The sequence below is a fragment of the Peribacillus sp. RS7 genome, assembly GCF_041956845.1.
Taxonomy (GTDB): Bacteria; Bacillota; Bacilli; order Bacillales; family DSM-1321; genus Peribacillus.
Map to the genome: position 1 here is coordinate 1,601,917 of NZ_CP168135.1, position 21,898 is coordinate 1,623,814.

The window sequence follows — 21,898 nt, forward strand, 5'->3', positions numbered from 1 at the left end:
GATGATGGACTGATGTCTTTATAAATACGGAGAGTGACATGAAAGGAGCCTGCCCCGTTGAAAAAATTATTCCTTCTTACCCTAACTTGTTTGTTTATTTTGAATGCACCAAGCCAAGTGGCTAAAGCTGCCGATACCCCTGAAGCTTATGCCGGGAGAATGGAGCTATACAAAAATATGGAGGCTACCCTCCAAATCCCATGGTATTACCTTGCTGGGGCTGATCAATATGAGCACAGCCTAAGGGCTGCCCGACGGGATTTAGAGCCGGCAAAGGGTTTAATAGGCATCAACATCGAGCCTTCAAAGTGGAGCGGTGCCCTCAATCCTGACTTGAACGACGTGAACCCGCTCACGATCACATTTTTTGATGGGCTTGGCCAGGATGGGAATGGTGATGGCAAAGCTGATATTACTAATGATACCGATCGCTTATATGCTTTTTCGAAGCATCTCCATACTTATGGTGCAGATGAAGATAATATCCGGATCGGCTTGTGGGATTATTATAAACGAGATAAAGCCGTCAGCATCATTATCGGCAATGCCGAGATTTATAAGAAATATGGCCGGCTGGATTTACAGGAAAAGGCCTTCCCCGTTCCAGTACGGACTCATTATACGTATTTGAATACATGGGGAAGCGCTCGTGGATGGGGCGGAAGGAGAATCCATGAGGGTACTGATATATTTGCGGATTATAGCCTTCCCGTTCGGTCAACGAGCTATGGAATCATCGAAATGAAAGGCTGGAATAAATTTGGCGGTTGGCGGATCGGGATACGGGATTTAAATAATACGTATCATTACTTTGCTCATTTAAGCGGTTTTGCCAAAGGATTGAAAGTCGGACAGATCGTCGAGCCCGGGCAAGTCATCGGAGGTGTTGGCAGTACAGGTTACGGCCCTCCGGGAACTTCAGGGAAATTCCCTCCGCATCTTCATTACGGAATGTACAAAGACAACGGAATCACGGAATGGAGCTTTGACCCTTACCCCTATTTGAAAATGTGGGAAAGGAAGGATTTAGCTAAAAAGAAAAAGTAAGCGGCGATGAATTTTACGCTGCTTTTTTTTGATTCGAACATAAACCCCTGAACTTGATGCATAGGTATTAGTAAAGGGGGCTAAAGCGTGTTCCGAAAAAGATTTCGAACAAAGAAATTCCGAAAGAAGGGGCCTCTTCCCACCCGAAAAGTATTTCTCTATTCCTTTATCCTTTTTATCATAACCAGCATCATGACTCTTTGGTACGTTGATAAATCAATCGAACCCGTGATCATGAGTGTAGCCGAATATGAAATCAAACGGATTGCAACGGAAACGATTCATGAATCGGTTGATGAGAATATAGCCAAGGTGGATATGAACAAAATCATCACCAACAACGAGGGTGGTAAGGACTCCAGTTCATCCTATAGCTTCAATCCGGTCATATACAGCGAATTGCGCGCTAGCATTACGAAGGATATTCAAAAGAAGCTTGGCATCAAAAAGGGAAATCCTTTTAAAACGGGTTCAGCCAAAATAAATGATGAACAATATAAAAGTGTGGTCTATTATATACCTTTGGGTGTCGTGACCGGGAATAACCTCCTTTCCAACTACGGACCTGAAATCCCCGTGAAAATGTCAGTCATCGGCAATGTTGAATCGGATTTGAGGACAAAACTGACAAACGCAGGCATCAATAATGTGTATTATGAATTGATTGTGGATTTTGATGTCAATATTCAAATCGTCATCCCCTCTTTCACAAAGGAGACCAAGGTAAGTCAGGAAGTGACAGTCGGCAGTCTGCTAATTGAAGGTGATGTACCAAGTTATTATAGTAACGGAAACGGTTCGTTGGCACCTGCCATCATGAAGGAAAACAAGGAATAATAAAACCAGCTTATCCTTGTGGTTAGGCTGGTTCTTGTATATTGAGACATTTCATGATCAGCAAATGCAGGTTTTTATTCAAGTCCATTTCATACTTTTATCTGTTCCCCATTTTCTTGAAGTATCCTGATCATTGGGCAGTCCCCTATCCCCTCATTTTGAGCTGATATCACCCCTTTTCTCCCATCATTCAATTCTGAGCTGACCGGGTTTACGAAGGATTTCCAAAGGTACGAGCATTTTGCCGACATCATGTAAAATCGCGCCCAGCCCAAGAATTTCGAGATTCTTTTCATTAATGTTCAATTCCATCCCGATCGCCAGGGTATAATAAGGTCACATTGAAGGAGTGAGTAAAGATGTAGTCGTCGTTTGTATAAACTTCGGCCAATAAAGTCATTAACTCTTTATTCCTATTCAGCTCGTCCATGACTTGACGTTAGCCTGCTCTATCGTGAACGATCCATCAAGGTTGATTTTGTTTTTCATGTCCAGGAATGTGGTTTCAATCGTATTAATGGCTTCTCTCCTTAGTTTCCCGGATACTGGAGGCATTGGAATAATGTCATCCGTCCTGTAATCTTGGATGTAAACAAAGGGAATATTAAGGGACATCAGTCGATTGATCATTTTCTAAGTTAATATAAGACCTTCACATAATAGGATATGGCCCCGCTCATTATAGATATTTTTTCCGAGCCTGGCTCCAGGGCTTAGGGTCTTTGTGATAGTTAGCCTCATTCTTGGACTCCATCTCCCCATTCAATATTTATAAATCAAACCATTTCTTTCCCTTATAAGGGTTATCGGAAAATAATTTGATAAATGAATCCATTATTGAAAAAATCTTTGGTAAAAAACAAGGCCCCCTTCTGGGTAAAAGAAAGCCCACCTTTTCAAATCATCTTGATTAATGCTTCTTTACCAATCATTCCTGGATGAATGCCCTTTTCCACGGCCTCCCAGGTAACTGATTCAAGCGGCGCTTCCAAAAGCTCTTCAATCGATTTAACTCCTGTGGCCCTTCCTGCAAGGATTTTACGATCTCTCAATTTATCATTCAACAGTCCTACATCTAACGCACCGCACATTATATACCCTTTTTCGGACGCGACAGCAAGTAAATTCGTTTTGGGAAGTCGGACTGAAATGGCTAGGAATGTATGATTATTAAGTATTATAGGTATCATGCTAATCAATTGGTTTCGCCCCTTTCTTCCCCATACTTTATGAAAAAAAGGGCGAAACCGTGATTTAGCGTTAGGCATCCGTATACATTTTTTTCAACTTCCATAAAAGGATATCCCGCAAGAATTCTGGTAATAGGTATTTCTTACGATTGGAGCGCTGGATACTTGGAAAAAAGTGCCCAAACGTGAACATATCAGGTATTGCCAATTTATAAGACTTATCTGCCTGCAGTTTCTCCCCTTTTATCAGAATCCCATTTACGATTCCATTCTCCATTTCGTTAAATTCAATTTGATCATATTGCATGACTCCCATGATTTTTCCGCGGAAACCGAAACCTTTCACTTGGATATGAGGCCACTCCTCATTTCTCGATTGCATTAAGATTTCTTTTAACTCATTCCCATTTACTTCAACGACGCAAGGATTGATGGGGTGTGGGCAGATTCTGTGAATATCCCCTTTTGTGACTGGTCCCTTCGGCAATCCCTCGAGCAGAAGACCAGCATTCAAAAAGGTGCAATCCGCCTGACTCCATTCCCTTAAGGCCTCTCCAAGGATTTTCGTCAAAGCACTTACCTTGAACCAATCATTGTCCAAGGCTTCCGGCAAGTCCACTGCGACCTGTTTTAACATTTCCCCTCCGGCCTGGTACATCGCTTCAATCCATGCCCGTTCATCCTCTAATTCCGAAAAGTCATTGGTATCATATAGAATGGCACTCTTCTGGCTAATTCTCTTTTCCTGATTGACGGTCATTTCCACCTGTCCAACAAAAAAACCATATTTTCCTGCACCGCAAAGGAGTGTATCATTGATCACTTTCCCTTGGTGAAGGATATGGTGGGTATGCGCGCCAAGTATGACGTCAATCTCCGGAAAGTCAGCTGCCATCCTCTCATCATCATGGATGCCCAGGTGAGAAAGGATGATGATTACATCCGCCTCTGTTTTGACCCTTTCAAGCTGTATCTTTAACTCCGCGAATGGTTCTGTTATCTCCCAGCCCAACGCAGAATAAAACTTTTGAAAAAAGGCTGTCAAACCTATCATGGCGATCTTGGTGCCTTTTTCCGTTGTATGTATCCAATATGGCAGCGCCCATTCCGGTCTTTCAGTATTTCCGTAATAAATATTGGCTGCCAAGACTTTGAACCTTGCTTGATCATATAAGGAGTCTAACGCATCATGAGGTAAGGTGATCCCTTCATTATTGCCGATGGTCACATATTGGTAGCCCGCTTCATTCAGCAGTTCAATATTCCCTTTACCCAACGTACCTTCTGTATATGGATGCCAGCGGTCCACATGATCACCTATATCAAGTATGATCGCTTCTTCTCCCGTTTCTTGATGAAGTTGTCTTCTATCTTTAAGAAACTTATCAATACGAGGCCAATTCTCAAAATGACTATGGAGATCATTGGTGTGATATAAATGAATGATTTCTGACATCATTTTTCCTCCTCGTTTATCCTGTAATACCTTGGTATATAAGACGTAAACCAATGATTATCAGCACTATTTTTAACATATTTTCCAGCGACGCGCTTTTTAGGCGCGTATTGATGAATGCCCCCAACTTAGCACCGAACCATGCACCCGGAATCAGGGCAAAAACATATGGCCAATTTACATTTCCAAGGGAAATATGCGTAATCGAATTAGTGATGGAAGACAGAAATACCATGAACATCGAAGTCGCTACAGCCATATGCGGAGGGAAGAAGAAAAGAAGCATCATTACGGGAACCATTAAGGCTCCGCCGCCAATCCCAAATAACCCGGAGCTGAATCCCACGAAAAAAGTAATCAATACAGCTATAAGGGGGTGGTAACCATAAAAAAATGATTGTCCATTTTCAGTTTTATACGTTTTGACCATTTTCCCTTTTCCAGGCTTGAAAACCATTGGCTTCAACCGGTCCTTCACTAATAACACGATAGCCATGAAAACCATGAAAATCCCAAAGTACAATGAAAAAGCTTCGACATTAAGGTTTTTATTAACATATGCCCCTATTATGCCACCTGGTGCACTGCCTATAAAGAAGATTAAGCCTGCCTTATAATCCACCACTTTATGTTTTAAATAAGATAAAGTAGAAGATAACCCCGTGAAAATCATGATAACGGTTGAAACACCTACGGCCACCTGAGGTGTCAGCTCATCGATTATATTTGTCGAAGTACCTAAATATAAAAGAGAAGGCACAATGATGATGCCTCCGCCCAGACCGACAAGAGAGCCGATTGATCCCGCTAATAATCCGATACCCACTAAAACTAACCATACCATGAAGAAATCCGCCTTTTCCTGTTTGTGAGGATAGCACCTCTACTAGCTTGTCACATCTTCTCTTTATTGATTATATAATGCCTTTTAAAACAAACCAAGCTGCCTTGGAGCCAGTCCTTCATATTCAATACCAAGCAACTCAATCATTTGTTTGGCATTATCGGCGGCATCTCCGCCTGAGTTATTATTGAACAGGACATATATCTCCTTGGATTCCTTTTCCAATATCCTTATTTTCTTCACCCATTCAGTCAATTCCTGATGATTATATCGGTATAAGTACCTAACCTCACGCCAATCATCACCCGAAGAAGGTCTCTGCCAACCATGCAGGTTACGGCCATGAAAGCGTATCAGGGTTTTATCTTTATCGGTGGCATGCAGAACGACAGGAATGGATCCCTCTCCAGCCTGCGGCTCATCGCATACACTATGGATCCAGCCTTCCTCTTGGATAAAGTCCAAAGTTTGCTGGACTACGCTTGGTCTGTACCAGCTTTGATTCCGAAATTCTATGGCAGCTGGAATATCGCCCATTTCAGCTTTGCACCATCGCAGGTAATTCACGTTTTCACGCTTACAATCAAACCATGGCGGAAACTGAAATAAGACCATCGCGAGCTTCCCTGACTTCTGATAAGCTTCCAGAGAGTCGCGAAATGCCTTGAACATTTCCTTCTTACTTTCAAATGGGATCTCCCCACGCTGATGTCCTGTCATCCCTTGATAGGCTTTGACGACAAACTTGAATGATGCCGGCGTCTCTGATACCCACTTTTCACTGTTCCTCTTTGGCTGGACTGCATAAAATGAGGCATCCACCTCCACAATGGGAAAATGAGCCCCATACTCTTTGAGTTTATCACGTTGGGACACACCGCCATGATACAAACTATCATGATCCCCCCAACCTGTCACGCCAACATAAATCATCTGCACCATCACTCCTCTCGGGACAGTCCCCATTTCCTGACTTCTTCCTTTATTATTTTTTACCCTTATTGAGCCATATTTAATCTTTGGTATAAGAGTGTCATATATCACTTTCCAAATACAAAAGCCTGCCAGGCAGACCCGGCAGGCTTTTGTATGAATGGTTATTCTAAATCGCCTTACAGGCAGGCCAGTCGGATATTAACCGATGGAGCCTTCCATTTCGAACTTGATCAGACGGTTCATTTCAACCGCATATTCCATTGGAAGTTCTTTTGTAAATGGTTCGATGAAGCCCATTACGATCATTTCCGTTGCTTCTTGCTCAGAAATTCCGCGGCTCATCAAGTAGAACAATTGTTCCTCAGATACTTTGGAAACCTTCGCTTCGTGTTCAAGGGAAATGTTGTCATTCAAAATTTCGTTGTAAGGGATTGTATCAGATGTAGACTGATTATCCATGATTAATGTATCACATTCAATGTTGGAACGAGCCCCATCGGCTTTACGTCCGAAGTGAACGATACCGCGGTATGTTACTTTACCGCCTTGTTTAGAAATTGATTTTGATACAATGGTTGAAGATGTATTTGGCGCTAGGTGAATCATTTTAGCTCCAGCATCTTGGTGTTGGCCTTTACCGGCAATGGCAATGGATAATGTCATACCGCGAGCGCCTTCACCTTTTAAGATGACAGCAGGATATTTCATTGTCAATTTAGAACCGATGTTACCATCAATCCATTCCATTGTTGCGTTTGCTTCACAAACCGCACGTTTCGTAACCAGATTAAACACGTTGTTTGCCCAGTTTTGGATCGTCGTGTAACGGCAGTAAGCATCTTTTTTAATGACGATCTCAACAACCGCACTATGAAGGGAGTTAGTTGTATAAACAGGTGCTGTACAACCTTCTACATAGTGAACGGATGCGCCTTCATCAACAATGATAAGCGTACGTTCGAATTGACCCATGTTTTCAGAGTTGATTCGGAAATAAGCTTGAAGCGGAGTATCCACTTTAACGCCTTTTGGTACATAGATGAAAGATCCACCTGACCAAACTGCAGAATTCAATGCCGAGAATTTATTGTCAGTCGGCGGAATCGTTTTTCCAAAATGCTCACGGAAGATATCTTCATTTTCACGAAGTGCTGAGTCCGTATCTTTAAACACGATACCCATATCTTCCAATTCCACTTTCATGCTATGGTAAACCACTTCTGATTCATATTGAGCAGATACGCCTGCAAGGTATTTTTGTTCAGCTTCAGGAATTCCCAATTTATCAAAAGTCTGTTTGATTTCATCAGGAACTTCATCCCAGGATTTCTCTGATTTCTCTGATGGTTTAACATAGTATGTGATTTCATCAAAGTTCAAGCTTTGCATGTCGCCGCCCCATTGAGGCATTGGCATGTTGTAGAAATGCTCCAATGATTTCAAACGGAAATCAAGCATCCATTGCGGTTCATCCTTCATTCGAGAAATTTCTTCCACGATTTCTTTTGTCAGACCACGCTTTGAACGGAAGATGGAAACATCTTTATCCGCAAAGCCATATTTATAATCGCCGATATCAGGCATTTTCTTTGCCATAGCTCGTATTCCTCCATTTCAAATGGCTGAATTACAACAGCTCATTTTAATTTAATTATTCCTTCAATCCCTTTTCCATGGCCTTCCAAGCCAGCGTCGCACACTTGATTCGGGCAGGGAATTTAGAAACACCTTGAAGGGCTTCAATATCCCCAAGGTCCATCTCATCATCGTATTCTTTTCCTTGAATCATTAAGGAAAAAGTCTCGGACATCGCTAAAGCAGTATCTACGTCTTTGCCCTTTATGGCTTGAGTCATCATGGAAGCTGAACTCATGGATATCGAACAACCGTCACCATCGAATTTAACATCGCTGACTTTTCCATCTTCAATCTTCATCGTTAAACGAATCCGATCGCCGCAAGTTGGATTGTTCATATCAATTGTCATGCTGCCATCCTCAAGCATACCCTTATTACGTGGTTTCTTATAATGATCCATAATGACCTGACGGTAAAGTGTATCTAAGTTATCAAAAGACATTGCTGAAATACTCCTTCGTTTTAACAAGCCCGGACACAAGCTTATCAATATCTTCTTCCGTGTTATAGAGATAGAAACTTGCTCTTGCTGTCGATGACACGTCAAGCCATTTCATTAATGGCTGTGCGCAGTGATGACCGGCACGGACAGCAATTCCATCTGCATCAAGTACGGTAGCGACATCATGTGGATGTACGTCATTAATATTAAAGGTTACTACGCCCGCACGTTTTTCTGCATCTTTTGGACCGTATATGGTAAGTCCTTCAACTGCAGACATTTTTTCCATTGCATAAGCGGCGAGTTTATGTTCATGCCGCTCAATTTTATCCAAGCCGATTTCTTCCAAGAAATCAATCGCAGCCCCCATGCCGATCGCACCAGCAATGATAGGGGTTCCGCCTTCGAATTTCCACGGGAGTTCTTTCCATGTAGACTCATACAAACCTACAAAATCAATCATTTCCCCGCCAAATTCAATCGGCTCCATTTTTTCCAGTAATTCTTTTTTACCATATAATACGCCGATACCAGTCGGACCGACCATTTTATGACCTGAGAAGGCAAAGAAGTCACAATCCAAATCGCGGACATCCACTTTTAAATGAGGTGTACTTTGTGCCCCGTCGACTACCATTACAGCATCGTGATCATGGGCAATTTTCGCGATTTCCTTCACAGGATTGATAACACCAAGTACATTCGAAACCTGCATGATGGAAACGATTTTCGTTGCATCCGTAATTGTAGCCCTCACATCATCAAGGGAAATCGTTCCATCCTCTTGAAGTGGAATGTACTTCAGTACCGCGCCTTTTTCTTTGGCAAGCTGTTGCCACGGAATGATATTACTATGATGCTCCATGTAAGAGATGACGATTTCGTCACCCTCTTTAACATTTGCTCCACCGTAACTTTTTGCTACTGTATTCAAAGAAGTAGTCGTACCTCTGGTAAAGATGATCTCTTCAGTAGAAGAAGCATTAATGAATTTACGCACCTTTTCACGTGCACCTTCATACGCATCCGTAGCTTTTGTTCCTAGTGTATGCACCCCGCGGTGAACATTCGAGTTGTATCCGCGGTAATATTGCTCAATCGCTTCAATCACTGCAGCCGGTTTTTGAGAGGTTGCAGCACTATCTAAATAAACTAATGGCTGACCATTGACTTCTTGATCTAATATTGGAAAAAGCTTACGAATTTCGTATGGGTTCATTACTGTACTTTCCTTTCAATGACCGCTACTAATTGTTTTTTTACTCCCTCAATAGGAAGTTGGTTAACAACAGGGGCCAAGAATCCGTGAATGACAAGTCTTTCCGCTTCTTGCTTTGTTATACCACGGCTCATTAAATAATAAAGTTGAAGCGGGTCAACACGTCCGACAGAAGCGGCATGACCAGCCGTTACATCATCTTCATCAATTAAAAGGATTGGATTGGCGTCTCCGCGTGCTTTTTCACTTAACATCAGTACGCGTGATTCTTGTTCGGCATTGGATTTTGTCGCACCATACTCTATTTTTCCAATTCCATTGAAAATCGTGGATGCACTTTCCTTCACAACACCATGCTTAAGGATATACCCCTCAGAACGCTTACCATAATGAATGATGGCAGTCGTGAAGTTTTGCTTTTGCTCCCCGCGGCCAACTACAACGGATTTAGTATCCCCATGTGAGCCATCGCCCATTAAATATGTTGTGTTATCCGAAATCGTATTACCGTCATTCATAAGACCTAGCGCCCATTCGATATGTGCGTCACGGCCTGCCACTCCACGGCGGTTAACATATGTCGTAAATCCTTTTGAAAGGGTGTCGACCGCTCCGTATTCCACTTTTGCATTTGCATTCGCAATTACTTCGGTTACGATATTGGCGATACCTTCGCTAGATTCAACGTTTGAGAAATAGTTCTCCACATACGTTACCGAGCTGTTATCTTCCGCTACGATCAATACATGGTTGAAAAGTGTAGTATCTGGATTATCCAACAGGAATACCGATTGAAGCGGTTCTTTGATTTCTACATTTTTCGGAACATAAAGGAATGCTCCCCCATTGACTAATGCAGCATGCAACGCTGTTAAACGATGTTCATCTATTTTAACGCCGTCTTTCATGAAATATTTTTGCACGAGCTCAGAATGGTCACGGGCCGCTGTGATAATATCCGTAAAGATGACGCCTTGTTCTTTAACATTAGCTGACAGATTGATATATGCCGGCGTATTGTTGCGTTGAATGTATAAGTTCCCATTTTCTTCAATGATGGATTTGATTTCTTCCGGAAGCTCCTCTAAAGAGGCAAAAGCTTCACTTTCAACCGCGTGGGTTTTGAAGGAAGTAAAATTCCATTTGTCGATTTTCGTTTTATCCGGCTTTGGCATCGGGAGCTTTTCAAATTCAGAAAACGCTTGAATCCGAAGCTCGGAAAGCCAAGCTGGCTCATTATTTTTAGTTGAATAGGAGCTTATATCCTCTTGTTCGAACGGTAATTTCGTTTCTGTAGTCATTGCAAATCCTCCTACTTACGCTTCTTCGCCAACAGTTTCGTCTTCAATGCCCAATTCTTGTTTGATCCAATCATAACCTTCCGCTTCCAAGCGGGCAGCAAGTTCAGGACCGCCTGATTTAACAACACGTCCTTGCATCATTACATGTACATAATCAGGAGTGATGTAATTTAATAGACGTTGGTAGTGAGTGATGATCAAGCATCCAAAGTCTTCTCCGCGCATTTCGTTGATTCCTTTTGAAACGACTTTAAGTGCATCGATATCAAGACCTGAATCAATCTCATCCAAAATTGCAATTTTAGGTTGGATCATCATTAATTGAAGGATCTCGTTACGTTTTTTCTCTCCGCCGGAGAAACCTTCATTCAGATAGCGTTGCGCCATATCTTCATCCATTTCAAGGAATTCCATTTTTTGATCCATTTGACGAATGAATTTCATCAATGAAATTTCATCGCCTTCTTCACGGCGTGCATTAATGGAAGAACGTAGGAAGTCAGCGTTTGTAACACCACTGATTTCACTTGGATATTGCATAGCTAGGAATAGGCCTGCACGAGCGCGCTCGTCGACTTCCATTTCCAATACGTCTTCACCATCGAATGTGATGCTTCCGCTTGTTACTTCATATTTAGGGTGACCCATGATCGCTGATGATAAAGTGGATTTACCAGTTCCATTTGGTCCCATGATTGCATGGATTTCCCCACCTTTAACTTCAAGGTTTACCCCTTTTAAAATCTCTTTGCCTTCAATTGATACGTGAAGATCTTTAACCGTTAATGTAGAAGCTGACATAATAATACCTCCGTGAACTAATTCCTATTTTATTACCAGAAAGTAAAGATTACTTTCTTTACTATAAATTTACGTAAAACCATTCTCATTTTATTCTCATTCCAATTTTATAACAAATCCAATTTGGAATCAACTAATATAGAAAGGTGTTTCCACTTCTTACATGTTAAAAACCTGTCCTATTCTTACCATACTAACAGATATAGCCTATTTACAGCATATTAAGCCTTATTTTAGCTTTTGTTAAAATTATCTTATTATTCGGCAAACCTTCGTTCTTATTAATATATGTCCGAAAGAGTCGATCGGATGGTATGAACGTTCCGCTTTGAAAATAAAAAAATCGGACTGTAAGGCATTATGTAAGTTCATCCAATAAGGAAACCCTTATTTTCTGGACCACTTACCATTTTACCTCTACAGACCGATCTTTTAAAGAACTCTTTTATATGCTTAGCCGTGAATTTTGCGTTGCAGGTCCAGGACCATTTTGTTGCATTTTTCATGTTCCCTATCTCGTTCTTTCTCAACCTCGATACGGAGGTCTAAGTTTCTACTGTACTCACTGTAGCCAATCCCATGTGAAGACTGCATCGCCTTTTCCATTTCGCTTGTTACATTTAAATCCAGAGTATTGATAGTGAACCATCCTTTCAAATTTGTGTATCATTTTATTACCTTCAATCATTCTCTACCCTTTTACTATCATATATAAACATGAAAAAACGACCTGAATTACATCAGGTCGTCATTGTTGAATTATTTATCCGCCGGTACAACTGCACCTTTGTATTCTTTAAGGATGAAATCTTGAATCTCTTTAGAATGCAATACTTCTACAAGCGCTTTGATTGCTTCTTTGTTTTCGTCACCTTTGTTTACAGCGATGACATTCACGTATGGTGATTCAGAATCTTCAATGGCGATTGAATCTTCAATCGGATTCAAACCTGCATCGATCGCATAGTTGGAGTTGATCAAAACAGCATCGCCTTCGCCGCTCTCATAAATTTTAGGAAGCAGAGCCGCTTCATATTCAGAATCGAATTTAAGGTTTTTCTTATTTTCAACGATGTCTTTAGTTGTAGCTGTCGTTTTATCGATTCCCTCTTTCAAAGTGATCAGGCCATTCTTTTCCAAAAGGGATAAAGCACGCCCATGATCAGCGACAGAGCTGCTTAGAATGATCGTTGCCCCATCAGGAAGTTTTTCGATGGTTTTATATTTTTGTGAGTATAGAGCTATTGGCTCGATATGGATTCCGCCTGCATTAACGAAATCATATCCGTTTTCTTTAATTTGTGATTCTAAATAAGGAATGTGCTGAAAATAGTTAGCATCCAATTCCTTATCGTTTAAAGCCTTATTTGGTAACACATAGTCCTGGAATGTTTCGATTTCCAATTCGATTCCTTTTTCTTCAAGAAGCGGCTTAGCTTCCTCAAGGATTTCAGCATGCGGAACATTGGATGCCCCTACAACTAATTTCTTGGATTCTTTTTCCGTTTCACTGCCGCCTTTATCCTTTTCACTTCCACAAGCAGCCAAAGCGATGGATAACACTAAAATCAATGCAAATCCTAAAAACTTTTTCATCCTTTTCATCTCCCTTTATCTTTTGTCCAATTTAGATGTAATCACATCTCCAATAATTTGAATTATGAAGACGATAATTAGAATAACGATAGTCGCTACAAGCGTAACGTCATTTTGATTTCTTTGATAGCCCTCCAGATAGGCAAGATTACCAAGTCCGCCTGCGCCGATGACCCCGGCCATTGCGGTATATCCAACCAATGCAATCGATGTTACCGTAATCCCGGAAATAAGGGCAGGCATCGACTCCGGAAGAAGGACCTTCCAAATGATCGTGCTCGTTTTTGCCCCCATCGATTTAGCGGCTTCAATTACACCTTTATCGATTTCACGGAGGCCGATTTCAACCATACGTGCATAAAACGGTGCCGCACCGATAATAAGTGCCGGCAGTGCAGCGTTCTCTCCGATCATGGAGCCGACAAGCGCTTTAGTGAAAGGAATGAGCAGCACGATCAAAATAAGAAATGGAATGGAACGGAATATATTAACCACAGCACTGATGACCGCGTTGATTGCCCGGTTTTCCCACATATTCCCCTTCCCTGTCAAGAACAGGATCAATCCTAATAATATGCCTATAAAAAAGGTTGCCACCACAGAGATACTTGTCATATAAAGCGTTTCTTTCGTTGCTTCAATAATGTCTTCCCAATCAACATTCGGCAATAATTCTTCAAGCATGAGTAATCACCTCCACGCCTACCTGCTGTGCTTTAATGAATTCGATTGCGCGGAGCATTTCATCCTCTTTGCCATCAAGATGGATAAACAACGTTCCATATGAACCGCTTCTGGTTTGCGATATTTTACCTTGAACGATATTGACATCCAACTCGAAGTTACGTACGAGCTTAGTTATCAACGGGCTTTCTGCATGATCACCTACAAAAGTCAATTGAATCACTTTGCCTGCAGGAAAGCGTTCGAGCAGATGGTCCATCGTTTCTTTCGTTTCTTCTGGTTCCGTCACCTGTTGCACGAAACGCTTCGTCATTTGTTCTTTAGGATTCTTGAAAACATCCAGGACAGGTCCCTGTTCAACAACTTGCCCGCTTTCCATCACAGCCACACGATGACAGATTTTACGTATTACATGCATTTCATGTGTTATCAAGACAATCGTCAACCCGAGACGCTGATTGATGTCAACAAGCAATTCGAGTATAGAGTCGGTAGTCTGCGGATCCAAGGCAGAAGTCGCTTCATCACACAGCAGCACTTTAGGATCATTCGCTAGAGCCCTGGCTATTCCCACCCGTTGCTTTTGCCCTCCGCTTAATTGCGAAGGATATGCCTTTTCTCTGCCTTCCAGTCCGACTAACTTGATCAATTCGTTCACACGTTTGGTGCGTTCAAATTTTGAAACTCCAGCAATTTCCAACGGGAAGGATATATTTTCCTGAACGGTTCTGGACCATAATAGATTGAAATGTTGGAAAATCATGCTGATTTCTTGACGGGCCTTACGAAGCTGAGCACCTTTAATTTTTGAAATTTCCTTCTCAGCCACCACAACGGATCCTTCTGTCGGTGTTTCCAATCCATTGAGCATCCTGATCAAAGTACTTTTCCCCGCTCCACTATAACCAATAATACCGAAAATCTCGCCTTTATTTATTTCAACATTCACATTATTTACAGCCTTGATCGTCTCACTGCTTCCTTTTCCTGTTCGGAACAGCTTACTGACTTTTGTCAATGTAATCATTAATCCTCACCTCTTTTATCCAATAAAACCTATGAACTTAGTTAATTTCTCTACATTATTATCTGTTTCCCCTACCAATTTTGCAGTTCATGCAAAGGTTTTTCCTACTGAAATAGAAAAAACCTTTCTGCATGAGCAGAAAGGCAGGTGAAGAAACAGGCCTTCCTCTCATCTTCCAAAGTGATTAAACTTTGTGTGAATTGGCACCTTTCCAAGGAAATCTCCTTGTCGGTTGCCGGGTTTCATCGGGCACATCCCTCCACCTCTCTTGATAAGAGCTAATATATAGAATATTTGTATATCATTAAGTTCTTTAGTATGTTGAAATTTTATCATAGATAAAAAAGGAGCGCAATGTATAATATTTCTAGTTCAAGAATGCCCAGGACTTTTTGCTTAAACCGTTTTAGAAGTCAAGGAGACGATATTCGTCGCTTTTTCAATTGCCTGCTCCAAATCTTCTATTAAATCCTCTACATTTTCAATCCCAATGGATAAACGGACTTGATCAGCACGCACACCCGCTTTCGCCAGACCTGCATCATTCAATTGCTGATGGGTCGTACTGGCAGGGTGGATGATCAAACTCTTCGCATCCCCTACATTCGCTACATGGGACCATAATTCCACCGAATTGATAAGTTTCGCCCCGGCTTCGCGGTCTCCCTTAATTCCAAAAGTCACAACGGATCCTGCTCCCTTGGGCAAATATTTATCCGCAAGGGCTTTATCGGGATGATCCTCATTAGAAGGATGCGAAACCCAAGTCACGGCAGGGTGATTTTTCAAATATTGAAGTACAGACTTCGTGTTCGAAAGATGCTCTTTCATCCTTACATGCAGCGTTTCAAGTCCAAGCGTAAACTGGAATGCGCTTTGGGCACTTAGCGCAGGGCCTAAATCACGAAGTAACTGCACTCGGGCTTTCGTTATAAAAGCGGCTGGTCCAACTGCCTCGGCGTATACCAGACCGTCGTAACTTGGATCAGGCTCCGTAAAGCCAGGGTAGTTTGGTGAGTTCCAATCGAACTTCCCTCCATCCACGATGACACCGCCTAAAGTGGTTCCATTTCCCAGAAGCCATTTTGTAGCGGAATGGATGACAATATCCGCTCCAAAATCAATTGGTCTGCATAGATACGGTGTAGCGAAGGTATTATCAATGATTAAAGGTATCCCGGCATTGTGGGCAATGTCAGCTACCGCTTCGATATCAAGGACCCTCAAACTTGGATTTCCGATTGTTTCGGCAAATATGGCTTTAGTTCTTGGCGTTATCGCCCTTTTGAAATTTTCAGGGTCATCAGGAGAAACGAACTTCACTTTAATCCCATATTTCGGAAGAGTGTTTTCAAAAAGATTATACGTACCGCCATATAAAGTGGAGGCTGAAACGATCTCATCCCCTGCACCGGCAATATTCAGGATTGACAGTGAGATGGCAGCCATTCCGCTTGCTGTTGCCAATCCGCCGATACCGCCTTCCAATAAGGCCATTCTTTCCTCAAAAACGCTGACCGTGGGATTATGTAGTCGTGTATATATATAGCCATTCTCCTTTAAGCCAAATAAATTCGCTGCATGGTCAGTGTCTTTGAACAAGTATGCATTGCTTTGGTAGATAGGGACTGCACGTGCACCTGTTTCATCAGCTTGCAGACCGCCATGAACACTCAATGTTTCGAAACGCAACTTTTTCTCTGACATACTATTTCTCCTCTTTCTCTATGGATTTAGTAGGAATTATATTGAAACCGGGCCTTTCAAAACAAAAAAACCACTTCCAAAAGAAGAGGTTTTAAAAACGCACCTCATCTTTTCAGAGCTAACACTCTGCTGGAATTAGCACCGTATATAAATTTATACCGGTTGCCGGGCTTCGTCGGGCCAGTCCCTCCGCCACTCTTGATAAGAACTATTAAATTCAGGATGCTTTCTTAATACAAAATATAACATTTTAGAATTAATCAGTCAATGAATTGTTAGAATATTCTTTGTTCAATTCCAATTTGGCCGCCACTTGTCCACAACTAAAAAAACCAATCCGTTTCTGATTGGTTTTTCAGCTGATTTCCTTAAGCAATCCATATAAATAAGGAACGGATTGAAAGGCATATATTTTTCTGTGCAGCTGCCCTTCTTTGAAAAACAATAAACACGGGACACTTTCAATTTCATATGACTCGGCAATAGCTTGAACATAATTCATATTCATTTTACCTGCCTTCAGTTCCGGGAAAAGTTCCATGGATATCGTCAGCATCTTGGAAGCCACCTGACAGGTGCCGCATAATGGCGTATATAAATATAAGCAAAATGTTTCCCCTTGTTCAACGGCAAGCTTACACTCTTCTTCTTTCCATTCCTGAATCAATTAGTCGTTCACCCTTTGACTTAAAAATTTCATTTTAACATTCATATTGGCAGATAAAAGCACAGTTGCGATATGATGTTCAGGTGAGCTCTCCACTTCTTTGTACATTTTATTAATATACAGGTGGTTCGCTTCCGGCATTTCCCTTCGGAATTGCTTCCGGAGCTTTTCTCCTGATTCATCTGCGTCAAAAAGGAGATAAACATCACGGTCCATCAATTCATCCACCAATTCATCAAGCTTAGTTAATGATATGGTCCCATTCGTACATCTAATTTCCACATCTTCATTTAAAACGGAGGCAACTTTTCTTCTATCGGAACTGCCTTCTACAATGATCACTTTATCGAATTCGCCCCATTCCATGTCATCACTCCATCTCACGAATTATGTGCGCAACTGCGATTGTACAAAATGAAAAAGAGAGCAGGCCTTTTCAGTCCCCCCTCTCATTCGTTTAACCGTTAATCAAACTCTCATATTCTTCAGCGCTCATCAGGTTTTCAATATCACTGCTATTTGATGGTTCCAGCACGATCATCCATGCTTTTTCAAAAGGAGATTCATTTACATATTCAGGGTTGTCACTTAAGTCTTCGTTTACTTCAACAACCTTGCCACTGATAGGAGCATACAGCTCAGAAACGGTCTTAACGGATTCAACACTTCCAAATGGTTCGTTCGCTTTCAGTTCATCCCCGATTTCTGGAAGCTCAACGAAGACGATGTCCCCAAGCTCGGACTGGGCGAAAGCTGTAATTCCAATGCGCACTGTTCCATCTTCGGTTTTGACCCATTCATGTTCTTTAGTGTAACGAAGTTCTTTTGGTGTTGTTGTCATTATAAACCCTCCATATGTACATCTTATTTTATCTATTCCATTATAAGGTAGATTTATTGTTTAAGTAAGGAATTAACCAAATATTTTGTAAAATTTCAGTTCCAAACCTGTTCGAATTGCTCTTCTTTGAAACCTACCGTCACTTTGGTACCATCCGTAACAATCGGCCTTTTCAGAAGCATGCCATCTGTGGACAATATATCAAGCATCTCTGCTTCAGAAGCTTCTTTCAGCCTATCCTTTAAGCCCAGCTCCCGATATTTTTGACCGCTAGTATTGAAAAACTTCTTCAATTCCAAATTGCTGATTTTATATAGTTGTTCTATTTCAGTTCGCGAAGGCGGATTTTCCGCTATATGAATCGCTTCATATTGCAGTTCATGATTATCCAGCCACTTCTTCGCATTACGGCATGTGCCGCATTTTGGGTACCAATATAATGTTAAGCCCATCATTTCACCACCTATCAATAGAATACCCGTTTTCCCCACGCAATACAACGAAATGTCTTTTGAATTTCCATAGCGATTTCATGAAAGGAAATAAAGGGAATGCCTTTACGGGCATTCCCTTTACAGATTCTGATTCATTGCTTAAAGTGCATATTTTTCCGTTTCAATTACCTTAACGGAAGCTTCACGTTTTTTCGCAATGACATTGATTGGATTGTGTCTTGTCAGCTTGCGAAGTGAAGAAAGCATGATGCGAAGGGTATCGCCTGTTTCCACCGCAATTAACGTTTCCTTTGCATGCTGTTCTAATTCATTGAAAGCTTCCTGAACGAAAATTTCCGTGTAAAGCACTTTTTGTTTGTTCTTCTCCAGCCCTGTAGCCGCAATTGCTTTTTCCGTACGTAATACCACGGATTCAGCTGCATATGCAAGGGATGCTATATCAGCAATGTTGGAGAGGATTTCTTGTTCTTGATCAAGCTTATTGCCGTATTTCTGTGCAGCAAGGCCAGCTGCCAAAATACCGATTTTCTTAGCGTTTCTAACAAGCATTTTTTCTTGTGCCAATGGCTCATCGCCAGGTTCTTCCGGCATCATCATCATTAATTCCTCTTGCAGGCCTTGAGCCTTTTGAAGAAGCGGCAATTCCCCTTTAAGTGCTTTCTTCAGGAAAGTTCCCGGTACAAGCAATCGGTTGATTTCATTTGTACCTTCAAAAATCCGGTTAATACGGGAATCACGATATGCTTTTTCAATTTCATACTCCTGCATGAAACCATAACCGCCATGAAGCTGTACGCCTTCGTCCGTAACATAATCCAATACTTCGGAAGCGAAGAATTTATTCAATGAACACTCAATTGCATATTCAGCGATTGCAGCTGCCATTGATTTCCCATCTTTCACTTGCTCATCAGTCAATTTGCTTTGCCTTTGATCATAAAGGCCAACAGTACGGTATACAGAGCTTTCTGCTGCATAAATTTTAGACGCCATTGTTGCAAGTTTTTCTTTCGTCAAGTTAAAATCGGAAATTTTCGTTTTGAACTGTTGGCGTTGATTCGTATAAGCAGCTGTAATCTCAAGGGCACGTTTAGATCCGCCGACAGCACCCACGCCTAATTTATAACGGCCAATATTCAGGATATTGAAAGCAATGACATGCCCTTTTCCGGCTACACCCAAAAGGTTTTCGACGGGTACATGAACATCTTCGAGGATTAATGTACGTGTAGATGAGCTTTTGATGCCCATTTTCTTCTCTTCAGCACCAGTCGATACACCTTCATAATCACGCTCTACAATGAAAGCAGAGAATTGTTCGCCGTCGATTTTGGCGTATACACAGAAGACATCTGCAAAACCTGCATTTGTAATCCATTGTTTTTCACCATTTAAAATATAGTGTGTTCCTTCAGCATTCAATTTCGCAGTCGTTTTTGCCCCCAAAGCATCTGAACCTGAGCTTGGTTCCGTTAAGGCATACGCAGCAATTTTCTCACCCGTTGCCAGTAAAGGGAGATATTTTTTCTTTTGTTCTTCATTTCCGAATAATACGATCGGCAAAGATCCGATACCTACGTGTGCACCATGCGTAATTCCGAAGCCGCCTGCAAGTGCCATTTTTTCTGTAATTAATGCCGAACTGATTTTATCAAGACCCAATCCGCTGTATTCCTCAGGAACGTCAGCACCAAGTAAACCGAGTTCACCTGCATGCTTCAGTAATTTTACAGAACGGTCGAATTCATGGTTTTCTAAATGTTCAACCTGCGGCAGAATTTCATTCACCACGAAATCCTCTGAAGTTTTGGCAATCATTTTATGCTCTTCGGAATAATCTTCCGGTGTAAACACTTGATCATACGTAATATCTTCTACTAAAAAAGCTCCGCCTTTAATGAGGTTATCTGTTGTTTGATTGGACATGTTTTTTCCCCCTAAGTGATTAATGAAAGTAAACCCGCCGGAAGCATGTTGACAGCTTCCGGAAGGGATGGAATTACGCTAATAATTCAAATACTCCAGCAGCTCCCATTCCGCCGCCGATACACATTGTCACAACTCCGAATTGTTGGTTTCTGCGCTTCATTTCATGAAGCAGGCTTAATGTCAATTTTGCTCCAGAACATCCCAGTGGATGGCCTAAGGCAATGGCTCCGCCATTTACATTGACAATCTCTTCATTCAGCCCCAGCTCACGAATGATTTGAATGGATTGGGAAGCGAAGGCTTCATTCAATTCAAATAAACCAATATCGGATAACTCAAGGCCTGCTAGTTTCAAAGCTTTAGGAATGGCTGCAATCGGTCCGATCCCCATAATTTCAGGCGGTACCCCCGCTACAGCAAAGGAGCGGAACTTACCAATCGGTTTCATCCCCAATGACGAGGCCTTTTCCCCATCCATGACCATGACCGCGGCTGCTCCATCACTCGTTTGTGATGAATTCCCTGCTGTTACGGATCCTGTAACAGCGAATGCAGGTCTTAGTTTTTTCAGCACTTCAACAGTCGTACCTGGACGAACGCCCTCATCCTGTGAGAATGTGAATGATTTTTCCTTTAATTTAAGATCTGGACCCACTGAGCGAAGGGTTACGTCAACCGGTACGATTTCATCCGAAAACTTTCCTTCTGCAATGGCCTTAGCCGCCTTTTGATGACTTCGTACAGAAAATGCATCTTGATCGTCACGGGAAATCCCGTATTTTTTTGCAACGGCTTCAGCAGTGTGACCCATACCCATATAATATTCCGGGGCTGTTTCCGCAAGTTTCGCGTTCGGACGCGTTACATGACCCATCATTGGTAAAAGACTCATGGATTCCGCTCCGCCTGCAATGACTGTATCACTTTGGCCGAGCATGATTCTTTCCGCTCCATAAGCGATACTTTGCAACCCGCTTGAACAATAACGATTTATGGTTATGGCTGGTACTGTATAAGGCAACCCTGCCAACGCTCCAATGTTACGCGCCATGTTCAATCCTTGCTCCGCCTCAGGCATTGCACAACCGATAATCAGGTCATCGATGGTTCCTTCATAATTCCCTGCACGCTTTAACGTTTCCTTTACAACAAGTGCCCCTAAATCATCAGGACGTACATTAGCTAGAGAACCTTTTTTCGCTCTTCCTACCGGAGTCCTTGCTCCAGCTACTATTACCGCTTCTTTCATGAGGATCCCCCTTACTCATTTTTAGCTATCGA

Annotated in this window: 24 protein-coding genes and 2 riboswitches; of the genes, 2 read left to right on the top strand and 22 right to left on the bottom strand. The window is 41.9% G+C overall.

The features are described from left to right. Window positions 1-57 precede the first annotated feature (57 nt). Both ACDZ29_RS08345 and yunB read left to right on the top strand, forming a co-directional pair. Window positions 58-1,047, top strand: coding sequence for a M23 family metallopeptidase (locus ACDZ29_RS08345; protein WP_370016730.1), 990 nt, complete (start codon window positions 58-60; stop codon window positions 1,045-1,047). A gap of 87 nt (window positions 1,048-1,134) precedes the next feature. Next, the gene (gene yunB / locus ACDZ29_RS08350; protein ID WP_289326852.1) at window positions 1,135-1,884 is read left to right on the top strand and encodes a sporulation protein YunB; all 750 of its coding nucleotides are present in this window, start codon (window positions 1,135-1,137) and stop codon (window positions 1,882-1,884) included. A gap of 186 nt (window positions 1,885-2,070) precedes the next feature. Here the strand turns inward: yunB and ACDZ29_RS08355 are convergent, their stop codons facing one another. The 22 genes from ACDZ29_RS08355 to ACDZ29_RS08460 form a co-directional block, all read right to left on the bottom strand. Then, complete coding sequence (locus ACDZ29_RS08355; protein WP_289326853.1) at window positions 2,071-2,196, bottom strand: HD domain-containing protein; 126 nt, start codon at window positions 2,194-2,196, stop codon at window positions 2,071-2,073. A gap of 105 nt (window positions 2,197-2,301) precedes the next feature. After that, entirely contained in the window at window positions 2,302-2,514 is a 213-nt protein-coding gene (locus tag ACDZ29_RS08360) for a hypothetical protein (RefSeq protein ID WP_375090645.1), read from the bottom strand. A gap of 266 nt (window positions 2,515-2,780) precedes the next feature. Continuing rightward, entirely contained in the window at window positions 2,781-3,074 is a 294-nt protein-coding gene (locus tag ACDZ29_RS08365; RefSeq protein ID WP_370016733.1) for a YunC family protein, read from the bottom strand. Between the two features lie 70 nt (window positions 3,075-3,144). Then, window positions 3,145-4,530, bottom strand: a complete 1,386-nt coding sequence (locus tag ACDZ29_RS08370; protein ID WP_375090646.1) for a bifunctional metallophosphatase/5'-nucleotidase — start codon at window positions 4,528-4,530, stop codon at window positions 3,145-3,147. 16 nt (window positions 4,531-4,546) lie between these two features. Continuing rightward, a complete protein-coding gene (locus ACDZ29_RS08375; RefSeq protein WP_375090647.1) occupies window positions 4,547-5,374 on the bottom strand; it encodes a sulfite exporter TauE/SafE family protein in 828 nt (275 codons plus the stop codon). An 84-nt stretch (window positions 5,375-5,458) separates the two neighbouring features. Beyond that, window positions 5,459-6,307, bottom strand: coding sequence for a DUF72 domain-containing protein (locus ACDZ29_RS08380; RefSeq protein ID WP_375091118.1), 849 nt, complete (start codon window positions 6,305-6,307; stop codon window positions 5,459-5,461). 201 nt (window positions 6,308-6,508) lie between these two features. Next, complete coding sequence (gene sufB, locus ACDZ29_RS08385) at window positions 6,509-7,906, bottom strand: Fe-S cluster assembly protein SufB (RefSeq protein ID WP_289314496.1); 1,398 nt, start codon at window positions 7,904-7,906, stop codon at window positions 6,509-6,511. 55 nt (window positions 7,907-7,961) lie between these two features. Further along, complete coding sequence (gene sufU / locus ACDZ29_RS08390; protein ID WP_034310148.1) at window positions 7,962-8,390, bottom strand: Fe-S cluster assembly sulfur transfer protein SufU; 429 nt, start codon at window positions 8,388-8,390, stop codon at window positions 7,962-7,964. Further along, window positions 8,380-9,609 carry a cysteine desulfurase gene (locus tag ACDZ29_RS08395; RefSeq protein WP_375090648.1) on the bottom strand — a complete coding sequence of 410 codons (1,230 nt, stop codon included), beginning with the start codon at window positions 9,607-9,609 and terminating at the stop codon, window positions 8,380-8,382. The genes sufU and ACDZ29_RS08395 overlap by 11 nt, the downstream gene beginning before the upstream one ends. Beyond that, window positions 9,609-10,910: a Fe-S cluster assembly protein SufD gene (gene sufD / locus ACDZ29_RS08400; RefSeq protein WP_375090649.1), complete on the bottom strand. Its 1,302-nt coding sequence runs from the start codon at window positions 10,908-10,910 to the stop codon at window positions 9,609-9,611. Before sufD ends, ACDZ29_RS08395 begins: the two co-directional genes overlap by 1 nt. A 15-nt stretch (window positions 10,911-10,925) precedes the next feature. Continuing rightward, window positions 10,926-11,711, bottom strand: a complete 786-nt coding sequence (gene sufC, locus ACDZ29_RS08405; RefSeq protein ID WP_289314493.1) for a Fe-S cluster assembly ATPase SufC — start codon at window positions 11,709-11,711, stop codon at window positions 10,926-10,928. Between the two features lie 453 nt (window positions 11,712-12,164). Next, complete coding sequence (locus ACDZ29_RS08410) at window positions 12,165-12,368, bottom strand: hypothetical protein (RefSeq protein ID WP_081092419.1); 204 nt, start codon at window positions 12,366-12,368, stop codon at window positions 12,165-12,167. A 102-nt stretch (window positions 12,369-12,470) separates the two neighbouring features. After that, on the bottom strand, window positions 12,471-13,307 hold the full coding sequence (locus ACDZ29_RS08415; RefSeq protein ID WP_370016737.1) for a MetQ/NlpA family ABC transporter substrate-binding protein: 837 nt from the start codon (window positions 13,305-13,307) through the stop codon (window positions 12,471-12,473). Window positions 13,308-13,322: 15 nt separating this feature from the next. After that, window positions 13,323-13,991 (bottom strand): methionine ABC transporter permease, encoded by a 669-nt coding sequence (locus ACDZ29_RS08420; protein WP_289314491.1) that lies wholly within the window; start codon window positions 13,989-13,991, stop codon window positions 13,323-13,325. Next, a complete protein-coding gene (locus tag ACDZ29_RS08425) occupies window positions 13,984-15,018 on the bottom strand; it encodes a methionine ABC transporter ATP-binding protein (protein ID WP_289314490.1) in 1,035 nt (344 codons plus the stop codon). The genes ACDZ29_RS08420 and ACDZ29_RS08425 overlap by 8 nt, the downstream gene beginning before the upstream one ends. A gap of 165 nt (window positions 15,019-15,183) precedes the next feature. Next, a riboswitch (SAM riboswitch) is annotated at window positions 15,184-15,296 on the bottom strand. A 118-nt stretch (window positions 15,297-15,414) separates the two neighbouring features. Further along, window positions 15,415-16,725 carry an O-acetylhomoserine aminocarboxypropyltransferase/cysteine synthase family protein gene (locus ACDZ29_RS08430; protein ID WP_370016739.1) on the bottom strand — a complete coding sequence of 437 codons (1,311 nt, stop codon included), beginning with the start codon at window positions 16,723-16,725 and terminating at the stop codon, window positions 15,415-15,417. A 101-nt stretch (window positions 16,726-16,826) separates the two neighbouring features. Next, window positions 16,827-16,933: riboswitch (SAM riboswitch) on the bottom strand. A gap of 147 nt (window positions 16,934-17,080) precedes the next feature. Next, window positions 17,081-17,392: a thioredoxin family protein gene (locus tag ACDZ29_RS08435; protein WP_370016740.1), complete on the bottom strand. Its 312-nt coding sequence runs from the start codon at window positions 17,390-17,392 to the stop codon at window positions 17,081-17,083. Continuing rightward, window positions 17,393-17,758 carry a toprim domain-containing protein gene (locus ACDZ29_RS08440; protein WP_048688210.1) on the bottom strand — a complete coding sequence of 122 codons (366 nt, stop codon included), beginning with the start codon at window positions 17,756-17,758 and terminating at the stop codon, window positions 17,393-17,395. A gap of 91 nt (window positions 17,759-17,849) precedes the next feature. Then, window positions 17,850-18,233, bottom strand: coding sequence for a glycine cleavage system protein GcvH (gene gcvH, locus ACDZ29_RS08445; protein ID WP_125162586.1), 384 nt, complete (start codon window positions 18,231-18,233; stop codon window positions 17,850-17,852). Window positions 18,234-18,328: 95 nt separating this feature from the next. Further along, the gene (locus ACDZ29_RS08450; RefSeq protein ID WP_289314487.1) at window positions 18,329-18,685 is read right to left on the bottom strand and encodes an arsenate reductase family protein; all 357 of its coding nucleotides are present in this window, start codon (window positions 18,683-18,685) and stop codon (window positions 18,329-18,331) included. Between the two features lie 141 nt (window positions 18,686-18,826). Next, window positions 18,827-20,614: an acyl-CoA dehydrogenase family protein gene (locus ACDZ29_RS08455; RefSeq protein WP_375090650.1), complete on the bottom strand. Its 1,788-nt coding sequence runs from the start codon at window positions 20,612-20,614 to the stop codon at window positions 18,827-18,829. Window positions 20,615-20,687: 73 nt separating this feature from the next. Further along, a complete protein-coding gene (locus ACDZ29_RS08460; protein WP_370016742.1) occupies window positions 20,688-21,866 on the bottom strand; it encodes an acetyl-CoA C-acetyltransferase in 1,179 nt (392 codons plus the stop codon). Between the last annotated feature and the right edge of the window lie 32 nt (window positions 21,867-21,898).